Annotated in this window: 14 protein-coding genes and 1 pseudogene; 8 read left to right on the top strand and 7 right to left on the bottom strand. The window is 73.4% G+C overall.

The genetic code is table 11. The features are described from left to right. A partial coding sequence (locus ACFVU9_RS23770) for a hypothetical protein (RefSeq protein WP_387596328.1) occupies positions 1-1,263 on the bottom strand: 1,263 nt, incomplete at its 3' end. A gap of 97 nt (positions 1,264-1,360) precedes the next feature. After that, a complete protein-coding gene (locus ACFVU9_RS23765; RefSeq protein ID WP_387596325.1) occupies positions 1,361-1,687 on the bottom strand; it encodes a hypothetical protein in 327 nt (108 codons plus the stop codon). Between the two features lie 49 nt (positions 1,688-1,736). Here ACFVU9_RS23765 and ACFVU9_RS23760 point away from each other — a divergent pair, with 49 nt between their 5' ends. Further along, positions 1,737-2,492, top strand: a complete 756-nt coding sequence (locus ACFVU9_RS23760; RefSeq protein ID WP_387596322.1) for an isochorismatase family protein — start codon at positions 1,737-1,739, stop codon at positions 2,490-2,492. Positions 2,493-2,682: 190 nt separating this feature from the next. Here ACFVU9_RS23760 and ACFVU9_RS23755 read toward each other — a convergent pair whose 3' ends face one another. Then, positions 2,683-3,132, bottom strand: coding sequence for a hypothetical protein (locus ACFVU9_RS23755; protein ID WP_387596319.1), 450 nt, complete (start codon positions 3,130-3,132; stop codon positions 2,683-2,685). 274 nt (positions 3,133-3,406) lie between these two features. Between ACFVU9_RS23755 and ACFVU9_RS23750 the strand changes: the two genes are divergently transcribed. After that, the gene (locus tag ACFVU9_RS23750; RefSeq protein WP_387596316.1) at positions 3,407-4,090 is read left to right on the top strand and encodes a DUF6215 domain-containing protein; all 684 of its coding nucleotides are present in this window, start codon (positions 3,407-3,409) and stop codon (positions 4,088-4,090) included. Between the two features lie 230 nt (positions 4,091-4,320). On the opposite strand, the gene ACFVU9_RS23745 is transcribed toward ACFVU9_RS23750, so the two are convergent. The 3 genes from ACFVU9_RS23745 to ACFVU9_RS23735 all read right to left on the bottom strand — a co-directional run bounded on the left by ACFVU9_RS23745 (position 4,321) and on the right by ACFVU9_RS23735 (position 7,271). Further along, entirely contained in the window at positions 4,321-5,142 is an 822-nt protein-coding gene (locus tag ACFVU9_RS23745) for a lipase family protein (protein WP_387596313.1), read from the bottom strand. Between the two features lie 156 nt (positions 5,143-5,298). Further along, positions 5,299-6,357 (bottom strand): methyltransferase, encoded by a 1,059-nt coding sequence (locus ACFVU9_RS23740; protein WP_387596310.1) that lies wholly within the window; start codon positions 6,355-6,357, stop codon positions 5,299-5,301. Between the two features lie 83 nt (positions 6,358-6,440). Beyond that, the gene (locus ACFVU9_RS23735; protein ID WP_387596307.1) at positions 6,441-7,271 is read right to left on the bottom strand and encodes an isocitrate lyase/phosphoenolpyruvate mutase family protein; all 831 of its coding nucleotides are present in this window, start codon (positions 7,269-7,271) and stop codon (positions 6,441-6,443) included. Positions 7,272-7,515: 244 nt separating this feature from the next. On the opposite strand from ACFVU9_RS23735, the gene ACFVU9_RS23730 reads away from it, so the two are divergent. Continuing rightward, a complete protein-coding gene (locus ACFVU9_RS23730; protein ID WP_387596304.1) occupies positions 7,516-7,971 on the top strand; it encodes an Imm63 family immunity protein in 456 nt (151 codons plus the stop codon). 7 nt (positions 7,972-7,978) lie between these two features. Here the strand turns inward: ACFVU9_RS23730 and ACFVU9_RS23725 are convergent, their stop codons facing one another. After that, positions 7,979-9,067, bottom strand: a complete 1,089-nt coding sequence (locus tag ACFVU9_RS23725) for an alcohol dehydrogenase catalytic domain-containing protein (RefSeq protein WP_387596301.1) — start codon at positions 9,065-9,067, stop codon at positions 7,979-7,981. A 101-nt stretch (positions 9,068-9,168) separates the two neighbouring features. Between ACFVU9_RS23725 and ACFVU9_RS23720 the strand changes: the two genes are divergently transcribed. The 5 genes and pseudogenes from ACFVU9_RS23720 to ACFVU9_RS23700 form a co-directional block, all read left to right on the top strand. Further along, a complete protein-coding gene (locus tag ACFVU9_RS23720) occupies positions 9,169-10,062 on the top strand; it encodes a LysR family transcriptional regulator (protein WP_387596299.1) in 894 nt (297 codons plus the stop codon). A 78-nt stretch (positions 10,063-10,140) separates the two neighbouring features. Then, entirely contained in the window at positions 10,141-10,995 is an 855-nt protein-coding gene (locus tag ACFVU9_RS23715) for an alpha/beta fold hydrolase (protein ID WP_387596296.1), read from the top strand. Further along, positions 10,992-11,120, top strand: coding sequence for a hypothetical protein (locus ACFVU9_RS23710; protein ID WP_387596293.1), 129 nt, complete (start codon positions 10,992-10,994; stop codon positions 11,118-11,120). Before ACFVU9_RS23715 ends, ACFVU9_RS23710 begins: the two co-directional genes overlap by 4 nt. 76 nt (positions 11,121-11,196) lie before the next feature. After that, the gene (locus ACFVU9_RS23705) at positions 11,197-11,577 is read left to right on the top strand and encodes a hypothetical protein (protein ID WP_387596290.1); all 381 of its coding nucleotides are present in this window, start codon (positions 11,197-11,199) and stop codon (positions 11,575-11,577) included. A gap of 359 nt (positions 11,578-11,936) precedes the next feature. Continuing rightward, a pseudogene (locus tag ACFVU9_RS23700) lies at positions 11,937-12,820 on the top strand (hypothetical protein); the annotation flags it as partial.

The raw sequence follows: 12,820 nt of genomic DNA, 5'->3' as shown, positions 1-12,820 counted from the left end.
CACGCGCGTGTGGCACCCCGCGCACGCGTGGACGCCGCGGGCGCCGTAGCGGTGGATCGGCGACCCGCACCCGGCACACGGACCGACCTGCCACGCCTCGCAGCCGTGCGCGACGGCGGCGGCTTCGCGCTGGGGCTCGGTCACGACGAGCCTGCGTTCCTGGCGGGGCACTCTGAATAGTCTCTCGGGGACCTCGTCGAGCGTGTGCAGGCCGGCGCCCGCGGAGTTCCCGCGCCGGGGGCGGGGGTCGTCGAACGTGAAGGTCTCCTCGCCGTAGCGGCAGGTCGGGTCGAGCTCCTGGCGGGTGTAGGTGATCCCGGCGTCGGGGGCCGGCTGATCGAGGGCGCCTTCCTCCTCGTCGTCCGGACCGAAGGCCGCGTGCCACCGGTCCCGGTCGGCCGCGGGCACCCACATCCGTGAGACGGAGCGCGGGTCGCTCTGGCTCGGCACCCGCATCGGCACGAACTCGCCGTCGGCGCTGGCCACGACAAGCTCGTCGACCTCGGTGGGCGGCTTGGCCGGCAGGCACAGCGCCGGCAGGTACCACCCGGTGTGGAAGCGGTTGCAGAAGCTCCCGTTGACCGGGCAGGGCCGCTCGCTGCTCGGCAGGCACTTCCACTGCTGCAGGTGCCGCACCCCCGCGCGGACCACCATCGCGAGCGAGGAGGCGATCTCCCGCCAGCCGAAATTGTCGACCCGGGCCCACGGCGCCCGCTCGACGGCGGCGGACCGATCGGTGTCGGTCACCCACAGCGGGACGATCCCGTGCTCCGTGGCCCTGCGGGAGCGCCGGCGCACCGTCTCGGCGCTGATGGGCGCGTACTGGGCCTCCCAGCCGATCCGCAGGCCCGACTCGCCGGTGACGAGGACGTCGGTGCGGATCCGGCCGTCGGCCGCCCGCGCCTCGACCTCCGCGCGCAGGCCGTGGCGCTCCGCCGCGCGCGCGATGCGTTCCTTCATCGCGTCCTGCTTCGCGCTCTCCTCGGCGGTGGGAATGTGACGCACCGGAAGGTGGGCGGCCACCCACACGGTGCGGCCGCCGACGGTTCTCCGGCGGATCGTCATCCAGGGAGCACGATCGTCCTCCTCGGCCTGGCAATAGCCGTCGCGGTGGTGCTCAAGGCACTCCAGCAACTCGCGCTCGCGCCGGTCGACCGGAGCGGTGATCTCCGCCAGCAGGCCGGGCCGGTCGGGATGTCCGAGGTCGGGCAGGGTCAGGTTGATCTCGATGCCGTACGCGGTGTGGAAAACGCCGTTCGCCATATCCGGAGAGTAGAAAGGGCGACCGGAAATTTGAATACCGCCGCGAATGTTTAAATCGGCGGAACAATCCCGCAAAATGCGCCGGGGCCGGCCGCGGTCACTCGTCGAGTGCTGCGGCCGGTGGCACGGCCGAGCTGGAGATCCGCGACCTTGTTCGGACGGTCCCCGGCGTCCACGCCGCGTACAGATCCCCCTCCTTCACCCACGCCGTACCGTCATTGAAGACCACCCCGATCCAGTTCCCCGACAAACGCAGCCGCTTCGCACCATTCGTCTCATCCATCCAACTCCCCGCCAGACCACCGTCCTTCACCACCGCATGCCCATCCGTGGACAGGACGCCGATCCAACTCGAAGTGATGACAACTCCGCAGACCTTCCGACGCGTGGTCCCGGACACTGCCAGGATCGGCGCACCGACCATGACAGCTCCTGCCCCGCACCACAGCCCACCGGCCCGAAGGAGTCCCGCCTTGACCCTGCCCGCCGACGCCGCCGACGCCCCCGGCACCGCCGACGCCCCCGTCCGCCTGCACGCCTGGTCGATCCCGGAGCGGGAGTACGCGCGCCAGGAGGAGCGCCGCGGCCGCCGGCACGCCTACACCCGGCTCGATCCGGCTCGCACCGCCCTGGTGGTGATCGACATGGTGCCGTTCTTCGACGGGCCGTACGCGCGCGGCGTCGTCCCGCAGATCCAGGCCCTGGCGGACGCCCTGCGGCACGCCGGCGGCCTCGTGGCCTGGGTGCTGCCGGGGGCAGGTGGGCCGACGGCGGCCCGCGAGGCGTTCTACGGGCCCCGCGTCGCCGAGCTCTACCGGGCCTCCGGGGGCAGCGGCCCGCTCGCCGGACGCCTGCGGCCCGAGTTCACGGTGGACGAGGAACGCGACCTGATCGTCGAGAAGGACGCGATCAGCGCTTTCTTCCCCGGCTTCTGCCCGCTGCCCGGCCTGCTGGCCGAGCGCGGCATCGACACCGTGCTGGTGTGCGGGGTCGTGACCGACGTGTGCGTGGCCGGGTCGGCGCGCGACGCCTTCACCCTCGGCCTGCGCGTGGTCGTGGTGGCCGACGGAACGGCGACCCGCAGCGATGAGGTCCACAACGCCACCTTGCTGACCCTGCACCGGTCCTTCGCCGACGTGCGCCCCACCGCGGAGGTCCTCGACCTGATCGGGGCGGGGCACCCTGGACCTTCCGTCGCCGCCGCACCGGAGGCCGGCATGACGCCGTGAAGCGGGTCGGGTTCGACGACCCGGGCGTACGCGCAGCGGCCCCGGGCCGGGCCGTGCTACACCTGCCGCATGCCGGCCGGGGACCCGGAGTTCCGGCACGGGGCCGTCCACCGCACCCACCGGCTGCGCACCGCCCCGGTCGTCACCCGCCCGGGTGACAACGGTGGTGCGCCCGGAGGTTGACCGCCGATCATCGGCTCGGTCGCGGCCCCGGCACCGGGCCGTCACACGGCGCCACGCGCTGCGGCGGCAGGAACGTCGGGCCGCTTGATGCCGCACCGGCCGCCAACACCCCCCGCGCCGCCACCAGGTTCGCCGCGGCACGACGCAGGTGCCAGGCGGACAGGGGGACGGACGCGGCGCACACCGGCCGGTCCCACCGCGCGGCCGCTTCCGCCGCGGCCGCCGCCACGCCGAGCAGCGCCCCGGCCTCGGTCATCGACCGGCTGACCTGCGAACTGCGGGCCTCCGCCGCAGTCCGGCGCAGCAGGATCGCGATGTCCTGCGCGTCGGGGATCCCCTCGGCCCAGTCGTATCCCCAAAGGGACAACTCGCGTGCGCAGCGGACGATGTGCCGTGCGTGGCGGTCGGGCCAGGTGGTGGGTGGGGGTGGCGTGGGCAGGGCGTCGTCGTTCGGCACTCCTGCATGATCGACCGCAGACGGCCGGTGGGGGAGGGGAACCGCGGATTCTGTTGACGACCCGTTGCACGACTGCCGGTGCGGAGCGCTACAGTGCGCCCTGTCGTGTGCCCCGTCCGGCCGTCGGGCGGGCGTCGGGCGGACGTCGATCCCCTGATCGGGCGGGCTGACCAGCGCAGTCGTACGTGAGCGCGAGGGCGGGGACGTAAGATCATCTCCGTTCGCGGGCCCCCGAGCGGTCGAGAACGAGCTTCCCGGGAAAGGGGACCCACCGATGGAAACCGGTACCAAGACCGAGGCCGAGGCCACGACCGAGACCCACGCCACCGAGACCGAGGCCACGACCGAGAACAGCACCGGCCCCGACAAGATGACCCGCGTCCTGCTGGTCATATGCGGCGTCGTCCTGCTGGCCACCGTCACCACGGCCGGTCTCTGGGCGACGGGCGTCCTCAAGCCGCACCGGACGCAGGCGGTCTGCAGCGGGCCCGGGCCCGCCGGCCCGCCCGAGTACGCGGCCCTGTGCGCCGCCCTCAACCGCCCCGACCTGCCGGCCCTGCTCGGCACCCCGAACGACCACGTGTCGAACGCCGCACCCGGACTCTCGGACGGACTCGCGATCGCGGAGGTGCGCCTGGAGCACTACGTCGTCGCCGTCAGCGACGCCCCGTGGGCCGTCTCGTCCCTGGGCGACAGTCCGAACACCGAGCGCGTCACCGTCCTCGGGCACCCCGCGGTGGCCTCCTCCGGCCACGCGCTCGCGCTCTTCGGCGGCAAGGACAAGCAAGGCCCCCTCACCCGGAACCTGACCGTCGCGACGAACCCCAAGGACTCCACCGGCAAGGCCTACCAGTTCTCCCTCTTCCGGCAGGACGGTGGGACCCCCGACGACGCCGACCTGCGCCGGGTCGCCGAGACGGTCCTGCCGGCCCTCCCGGGCTGGGTCCCCACGCAGTAGCGTCGCCCGGGGCACCGACGGAGAACGTCGTCACACAGGCACGGCACCGTCCGACGCGGGCTCGCACAAGCGCGTCAGCGCGGCGTGGTCCTCGCCCCCGGGTCGCCCGGCAGAACGCGGGTGTGGCGGCCGCCCCGCTGCCCCGCGCCGCCGACACCCGCCGCGGGGTGCGCACGGCTGTCGGCGGCGGACGGCCGGTCAGCCGTGCGAGGGCGGCCCGGGCCGTGAACTCACAGGTTCTTCTCCAGTGCCGCCAGGTAGTTGCGCATCAGGTGGTCGCGCACGCCCTCGCCCGTAGGCTCGAAGGCCGCGGCTGTCAGGCCCCTGGCACGGTTGGCGATGCCCGAAAGGAGGCTGCTGGCGCCCTCGTGAATGGTGCCGGTGGAATCGATGAAGCGCAGGGCGTCGGTGTGGGTGAAGGCCGGCTCGGGCGGAAGCTGGGGGACGATGTCGTTGTTGTTGACGAAGCGGTAACTGCGGCCCTTGAGCGCCTTGTTGTACGCCGCGGAGAGCATGCGGTCGCACGTGCGGGGCTGGCCGAAGGTGACCACGCCGTCGGCGGTCAGCCGCGGGTCCTCCAGGGTGAGGCGGGCGGCGGCGAGCATCGCCAGGGCGCCACCGAGGCTGTGACCGGTGAACCAGATGCTCTGGTCGTCGGTGCGCAGCTCGCCGATGGCCTTGCGGACGTCGGGGAAGACCGATTCGAGGGCCTCGGCGAAGCCGAAGTGGACGTAGCCGGTGCCGCCGGGCCCGGGCCAGGGTGGGGTGCTGGAGTCGGTGAGCCAGTCGCGGATCTCCTTGGGTTCGGTGCCGCGGAAGGCGATGACGATCATCCGGTCGCTCGCCATGGTGTACGCCTGGGTGTCCTGCAACGGGAACGGCGGGGTGAACCGGGTCTCGTGGTGGCGCACCGTGTCGAAGCCCCAGTCCCGGGCCTGCCGGTCGATGGCGGTGTCGTCCTGGTAGGCGAGGGCCGCGGCTCTGGCCAGGCAGTAGGCGTGGGCGAGGCTGTAACCGGTCGCGGTCCGGTCGAAGGTGGTGGGTACGGCCACGGTGGGAGCTTCCTCTCTCCGGTGGGACAGTGCCCCTCGTTCGTAGCGGAAGCGTCGGCCGCCGCCGGGACGGCAGCGCCCTGGAGTCACCCGGACAGGCTCGAAGCCCACAACGGACGGGCATGCCGCCTGCCGGAACACCCGCCCACAGCGGCATCACACCGGGACGGCCTCGACCACGGACAGCACCGTCGGCGTGGGGAGGATCCGGGACAGGCGCAGCCCGGCACGGTCGAAGAGCTCCGCGAAGTCCGCCTCGGTGCGCTCGCGGCCCGTGAGGGAGGTCATCATCATCAGGTCCAGGCTCTTCGCCTGGTGGGGCGCGTTGTCCCGGGGGACGACGGCGTCCAGGACGAGGAGCCGGCCGCCGGGGCGCAGGGCCCGGCGGCAGTGGCCGAGCAGGGTGACGCACTCGTCGTCGTCCCAGTCGTGGGTGATCCGCTTGAGGAGGAGGACGTCGCCGGTGGGCACTGCGCTGAAGAAGTCGCCCTCCGCCGTGGTCCAGCGGCCCGTGATCTCCTTGTCGCCGTCCAGCCGGTTTCCGGCCAGGACGTGCGCCCGGTCGTAGAGGACGCCCTCCAGGCCGGGGTTGCGGCGCAGCACCTCCAGCAGCAGGCCGCCGTGGCCGCCGCCGACGTCCACCACCGTTCCGCTGTCCGGGAGTTCGCAGGCGGCCGCGATGGCGGCGTTCTCCGGGTCGGACATCGCCGCCATGCCCACGTGGAAGACGGCGGCGGTCTCCGCGTCCCCGGCGAAGTGGTCGAAGAACGGCTTGCCGAAGACCGCGTCGAAGGCCGCGGTGCCCTCGGTGAGGCAGTGCACCATCCGCTCCGCGGGCAGCCAGAAGGTGCGGTCGGTGAGCATCCGCACCGCGCTGCGCGCGGAGTACGGGACGTCGCTGCGCAGCGCCTGCCCGGTTTCGGTCAGCGTGAAGCGGCCGTGCTCGTCCTCGGCGACGACGTCCCGGGTGGCGAGCAGGCGCAGCACCCGGTACAGGTTGCGGGCGTCGGTGCCGGTGGCGGCGGCGAGTTCGGCGGCGGTGGCCGGGCCGTCCGCGAGGGCGTCGGCCACCCCGGTCTCGGCGGCGGCGCGCAGGGCGGCGGGGAAGACGAAGCCGAGGGCCTCGTCGATCAGGAAGGCGGCCGAGCGGCGCAGGCTCTCCTCCGCCGCCGTCGGTGCCCCGTCCTCGGTCGTCCGGTCCTCGTCGTTCGGCATGCGTCCTCCGTCAGGTGGGCCTCCGGTGCGTGCGCCAGGATACTGCCCGGCGTCACGAGCGGTAAGCACACCGTGACGTCCCGTCAGTCGCGCATCAGGGCATTGAACTCGCCGTAGTCGACGGCGTCCGTCAGGCCCGTGTAGGTGCCGGTGGCGACCAGCTCCGCCGCCACGCGCCGGACGACCGCGTACGCCGCCTCGGCGACCGCGGAGCCGAGGCTGACCCGGGCGACGCCGAGCTTCGAGAGCTCCGCGACGGACGGCGCGCCGGGGCCGGCCAGGATGTTCAGCGGGGCCGGGATTCCGGCGGCGAGTGCGGCGACCACGTCGACGTCGGTGACGCCGGGTACGAAGATGCCGCTGGCCCCGGCGTCGAGGTAGGCGCGGGCGCGGTCGAGGGTCTCCTGGAGGCGGTTTTCCTCCGGGCCGGCGCCGAAGAGGTAGGTGTCGACCCGGGCGTTGACGTAGAGCCGGACGCCGGCCTCGTCGGCCGCGGCGCGCGTGGCGGCGAGCCGCTCGCACTGGTCGGCGACCGGCCGCAGCACCGAGCCGCCGACCGGGAATCCGTCCTCGATGTTGATCCCGACGGCCCCGGCGGCCACAACCCGGGCGACCGTGTCGGCGACCTCGGCGGGAGTGGCGCCGAACCCGCTCTCGATGTCGGCGGTGACCGGGACGGACACCGCGTCCACCACCCGGCCGATCAACGCGATGGCCTGGTCCCGGTCGAGCCGGTTGCCGTCCGCGGCCCCGAGCCCCCAGGCGACACCGGCACTCGTGGTGGCAACGGCCCGGGCCCCCGCCGCCTCGACCAGGCGCGCGCTGGCGGCGTCCCAGGCGTTGGCCAGGGCCAGCGGTGCGGCGGGGGCATGGAGGGCGTGGAACAGCTCTGCACTGTCGTGCTGTGAAGTCATGACCGGTATTCCACCAGCGGAAGTCGCCTGCCGGCTGGCGGATTTGCGACAGCATCGTCACGAGAGGCATCGAACACGGTCCCCATCGCCGCGAAGCACCCAGGCGAATTATCGTCAGATCGACGAGAATCGGCTATGCTCGGCGCGCCCGGCCGATATCGCGATCGGCGAGTCGGGAACGCGCCGGAGACGGCCCAGACTTCGCTCCGCCCCGGGCACGGGCGGCAGCGACACGGTGAGGACGATGACCACGGACAGGGCAGCACGGATGCGGCGGCACCTGGAGGCCGAGATCGCGCGACTCGGCGCCGCCATCGGGCTGAAGGACGGGCCGACGTTCGAGAACCATGACGGCGCCCGCCCGTTCATCCTCGTCTGCGGCGACGGCACGCTGCAGTACCTCGCCCTCGAACGAGGAGTGATCTGCTTCTCGCGGACCACCCGCGATCCCGACGAGCTGCTGTACTGGGCGTACGCCGATGCGACCGCGACCCTCGCCCTCCACTGGACGAATAAACGGGGCCTGACCGGGGAGAAGCATCTGGCGGCCAAGTGGAAGCGCCGGGCCACGCTGCTGCACTCTCTCAACCCCGAGTGGGCGAAGCGGTGGCGGGCGGAGCTGATCGAGACCCTCGGGCCCGAGGGTGAGCACCACCTCGTCCCCACGCTGCCCCCGCCGCCGGCCACAACCACATCCTGACGCTGCGTCAGGCAGTCAACGGCACAAGGCTCGTGCGGTCGAAGGGGCCGCCGTGAGCGGCGGCGTACGCGATGGCGTCGTTGACCGCGTCGAGGGTGAACGACCGGACGCGCTCCGGGGCGAGGTCCAGGGTGCCCGAGGCGAGAAGCCGGATGATGCCGACGTTGGCCGTGCGCGGGTACATCCACTGCCCGCGTACGGTGATCGAGTTGCGCATGATCCACGGGTACGGGAGCGCGAGGTCCTCGCCGCCGAGCATGCCGACGCCGCCCATGAGAACGACGCGGCCGTACTCGCGCACGGTCATGGCCGCCGCTCGGGACGCCGAACTGGGGGCGCTCGGCGGGAGCAGGTCGAGCACCAGGTCGATCGGGCCGTCGGCCGCCGCCGACATCGCCGCGCGGTCGGCGGTCTCGTCCCCGGTCAGCGGGACCGGGCGCAGCCGCGGACCGAAGCGGTCGGCCAGCAGGGCGAGCACGGCCCGGTTGCGCCCCGGGGCGATCACGCGGCCCGCTCCCATCGCGAGCGCGACCGCGACCGCGCTGCTGCCGAGGTTGCCGGTGGCTCCGCTGACGAGCAGCGTCTCGCCGGCCGCGAGGCCGCCGGCGAGCAGCCCGCCGTACGGGATGACGTGCACGCCGAGCGCGGCCCAGCGGGCCGGGTCCTCCCCCGCCGCGGCGGGCAGCGGGTAGACGTTCTCCGTCGGCACCCGCATGAGCTCGGCGAACGAGCCGTCGTGCAGGTGGCGGGCGAGGCGCGCGCCGCCCTCGCCGCGTGAACTCCAGCCCTGGAGCGTGATGTCGGGCGTCAGGGCGTCGTCCCGCGAGCGCACCGTCGAGTCGCACCACACCAGGTCGCCGACGCGCAGCCGGGTGGCGTCCGGGCCGACGTGGACGATCCGCCCGATGCCGCCGATCCCGGGCACGACGGGCGGGACGAGGGGGTACTTCCGCCTTCCGTCGAAGACCTCGGCCGCGTAGGGCGCCACGGCGGCGGCGAGGACCTCGACCACCACCTCGCCGCCGCCGGCCTCGGGGTCGGGCACCTCCCGCACCTCCAGCGGCGCGCCGAAATTCGTCAGAACCGCTGCTCGCACGTCATGACCTCCGTGTTCGTCCCTGCTCTCGGGATCGACCCTAGGAGCCGGGCGGGCATGCCGGAAGCGAAGAATCGGCATCCGTGGTATGCGTAGGCCGCATGGACATCTCCAGCACGGGACTGCGGGTCCTGCGGCAGATCGCCGAGTCCGGCAGCTTCACCGCGGCGGCCACGCGGCTCGGCTACACGCAGTCGGCCGTCTCCCGCCAGGCCGCCGCCCTCGAACGCAGCGCGGGCACCACCCTGTTCGAACGCCGCCCGGACGGGGTGCGGCTCACCCCCGCCGGCCTGACCCTGCTGCGGCACGCCCACACGGTCCTGGCCTCGCTCGCGGCGGCCGAGCGCGAGCTCACCGACGCCGCCCCGCAGGCCGAGCTCGTACGGCTCGGGGTGTTCCTGAGCGCGGGCGCCGCGATCCTCCCCGCCGCCCTCGCCCGCCTCGCGGCGGCCGACCCGCGGATCACGGTCACCACGAGCGAGGGCACCACGCCCGCCCTGGTCCGGGCGTTGCGCGCCGGCTCGCTGGACCTCGCCGTGCTCACGTCCCGCCCACCCCACCGCCCCTTCGACGGGGAGTCGCCGCGCCTGCACGTCGAGACCGTCGCGGACACCGAACTCGTGGTGGCGGTGCCGTCGACCGGGGAGTTCGCCGGGCGCGGCACGGTCCACGTCGACGAACTGGTCCACGTCGGGTGGATCGCCACCCCGTCGTCGAGTTCCGAGCCGCTGCTCGGCGTCTGGCCCGGCCTGCCGGGACGGCCGCGTGTCGTCCACGCCGCCCGCGACTGGCTGACGAAGCTCCGCCTGGTCGCCGGCGGCTTCGGCGTGACGACGGTGCCGTCCGGGCTCGCGCCGCTGCTGCCGCCCGGGGTGAGCCTGCTGCGCGTCGACGGCGCGCCCGCCGAGGTCCGCCGGGTGCTCGTGGCCCGCCTGCCCGGGCGCCCCACCCCGGCGATCACGGCCGTCACCCGGGCGATCGCGTCGGCCGTCTGAATCAGGACCGAAGCGCGAGTAGCGTGGCCCGCGCTCCCTTACCCGTATCCGTACCCGTATCCGTACCGGAGGTTGACGATGCACTCGACGGTCCGCACGTTCCGCACGCCCGACGGCGTGACGCTCGGGGTCGAGCACTTCGGCGACGCGGCGGCGCCGCTCGTGCTGCTCGTGGGCGGCACGACCATGCTCTCCTGGCCCGACGCGCTCTGCCACGCGCTCGCCCGCGGCGGACGTCACGTCGTGCGCTACGACCTGCGCGACTCCGGCGCGTCCACGACCGTCGACCCCGAGGCGCCGGCGTACACGCTGCGCGACCTCGCCGCCGACGCCGCCGCGCTCGCCCGCGGCCTCGACGACCGGCCGGCGCACCTGGCGGGCATCGGCGTCGGCGGGATGGTCGCCCAGGTCGCCGCGCTCGACCACCCGAAGGCGTTCTCGGCGCTCACCCTCGTCGGGACCAGGCCCGTCGCCCCTGGCCCGGTCGACGACGACCTGCCCGACCACGACCCGGCGACGAGGGAGCGGCGGTTCGCGCTCGCCCTGCCCGACTGGTCCGACCGCGCCGCCGTGGCGCAGTACGCCGCCGCCGGCGCCGAGATCCGCGGCGACGACCCCGCCGCGGCACGCACGAGGGCCGAGCGCATCTTCGACCGCACCCCGGGCACGGCGCCCGCGGTCCAGATGGCCAACCAGCTGGGCATGGTGTTCGCCAGGCTCGACTGCACGCCGCGCTGGCGCGAGCGCCTCGGCGAGATCGCCGTCCCGGCGCTGGTGGTGCACGGCCGCCGCGACCCGTTCTTCCCGGTCGGCAACGGCGAGGCGCTCGCACGCGAGATCCCCGGCGCACGGCTGCTCGTGCTGGAGGAGGCCGCGACCGCGCTCCCCGACACGACCGCCGAGGAGGTCGCGGCGGCGATGCTCACGCTGTGAGGCTCATCGGCGAGCCGGACGGCGACACGCTGCTTTCCCTTGTGCAGGAAGTCGGGCCGGTCGATTTCCTGCGCGTGAGGACGAAACGCCGTGCCGACGTCGACGAGCTGTCGAGCCAGGGGTAAGAATCAACGGTAGAGCTTCAGTTGCGGGAGCTCGGGCACGCCGATGCCGATGCCGACACTGACACAAGGGGGAGCCATGGGGTGTGTCCGCGCGGCGGCCGTGATCGTCGGCACCTGGGTGGCGCTGCTCGTGCTGCTGATGACAATGGCATCGAACCTGCCGGACTCCCTGACCCACGGCTCGGTCTGGTCCACGATCATCGTGCTGTGGGTGCTCGCGCTGCTCCTCTGGCCGCCGGTCGCCTGCTTCGCGCTGCGCCGGTGGATCGCCACCGGCCGAACCGGGCGGCCGGGTGCAATGCCGCCCTTCGACCCGAGGATCTCCGCGCCCCCGCCCGAGTCGCCGGAGGCCGCGGCCCGTCGACGGGCCGCGGAAGAGGCCGAGCGTGCGCGCCAGGAGGTGCTTCGACGACGAGGGGGCCACGTCCATTGGCGCCAAAGGCGTCCGCCGCACTGACAAGACGCAGGCCGGTCGAAGGCGTAGGCGGCACAGGAACGGTGAAGCGCAGGACACCCCAGGAATAGAAGCGGCTGAGCCACCTCAAGGACCACCGGAACGACTACGGCGAGAACGACAAGACCTCACGCAGGAACGTCCGGCGGAACAAGCGGATCCCCAACAGCGCCAACCGGCGTCTCGCACAGACCGCGCTGACGGTGCTCCTGGGCTCACCCGACGATGTCCGCGCCGACGCGGTCGAGGAGCGCATGAACGGCCGACGCCCGAAGCGCCGGCGGAAGTCCCCCGACGCGCCGCTGGGTCCCCGGTCGTGCCCGAGGCGGTGGTTGTCAGCGGGTGCGTCTACGGTGCCGGTCATGAATGGTGATGCGTGTGAGGGTGGTTCGGGTGCCGGTCCGGTGGTGGCGGGTGCGTGGTGGACGGACCTGGGGTTGTTGGTGAACGGCGATCCGGCGCGGGTGTGGGGCCTGCTGGACTCGGGAGCGGGTCGGGAGGCTCGTTTGGTGGCGGCGGTGTACCGGGCGTCGGCGCATGTTCACCGGTATGAGACGGCGGGAGTGCGTCGGCAGTTGCTGGCGCTGGACGCGGCTCGGTACGGGGACATGGAGCTGGCTGCGCGGATCGGTGCCGTTCCGGTGGTGGGCGAGCCTGCGCCGCGGTGGCAGGTGGAGTGGTCGACCGGTAGCCAGGTTGATGCCCGGGCCCGGCAGGTCATGACCTCCAACGACCCCGGGTTCGGGGGAGGTGTGTGCGCGGTGGCGACGGCGGTGGTGGACGGCCGGCCGGTCGCCCTCGAGATCTGTGAGGGCGATGAGGTACATGTGTGGGACCTGATCACCGGTGACCAGATCGGCGACCCCCTGATAGACCACGACGGCGTGGTGTACGCGGTGGCAACGACGGTGGTGGACGGCCGGTCGGTCGCCGTCACCGGCGGGAACGCGGTACAGGTGTGGGATCTGGCCACCGGGGAGCAGGTCGGCGAGCCGCTGCGGGGCCACGACGGCGTGGTGCGGGCGGTGGCCACCGGGGCGGTGGAAGGCCGGCCGGTCGCCGTCACCGTCGGCGACGACGAGACGGTGCGGGTATGGGATCTGGCCACCGGCGAGCAGACCAGCGCCCTCCTGCACGGCCACGACGGCGTGGTGCGGGCGGTGGCGACGGCGGTGGTGGAGGGCCGGCCGGTCGCCGTCACCGGCGGCGCCGACGAGACAGTGCGGGTATGGGATCTGGCCACCGG

It is taken from the genome of Kitasatospora sp. NPDC057936 (assembly GCF_042887525.1).
Taxonomy (GTDB): Bacteria; Actinomycetota; Actinomycetes; order Streptomycetales; family Streptomycetaceae; genus Kitasatospora.
Note: the sequence above shows the minus strand (reverse complement) of the source record. Positions and strands in the feature narration are given on the sequence as shown.

Coding starts and splice junctions, on each gene's coding strand:
- ACFVU9_RS23740 (WP_387596310.1), bottom strand. CDS start 6,357: ATGCCGAACGACGAGGACCGGACGACCGAGGACGGGGCACCGACGGCG.
- ACFVU9_RS23715 (WP_387596296.1), top strand. CDS start 10,141: ATGCACTCGACGGTCCGCACGTTCCGCACGCCCGACGGCGTGACGCTC.
- ACFVU9_RS23720 (WP_387596299.1), top strand. CDS start 9,169: ATGGACATCTCCAGCACGGGACTGCGGGTCCTGCGGCAGATCGCCGAG.
- ACFVU9_RS23730 (WP_387596304.1), top strand. CDS start 7,516: ATGACCACGGACAGGGCAGCACGGATGCGGCGGCACCTGGAGGCCGAG.
- ACFVU9_RS23705 (WP_387596290.1), top strand. CDS start 11,197: ATGGGGTGTGTCCGCGCGGCGGCCGTGATCGTCGGCACCTGGGTGGCG.
- ACFVU9_RS23750 (WP_387596316.1), top strand. CDS start 3,407: ATGGAAACCGGTACCAAGACCGAGGCCGAGGCCACGACCGAGACCCAC.
- ACFVU9_RS23735 (WP_387596307.1), bottom strand. CDS start 7,271: ATGACTTCACAGCACGACAGTGCAGAGCTGTTCCACGCCCTCCATGCC.
- ACFVU9_RS23765 (WP_387596325.1), bottom strand. CDS start 1,687: ATGGTCGGTGCGCCGATCCTGGCAGTGTCCGGGACCACGCGTCGGAAG.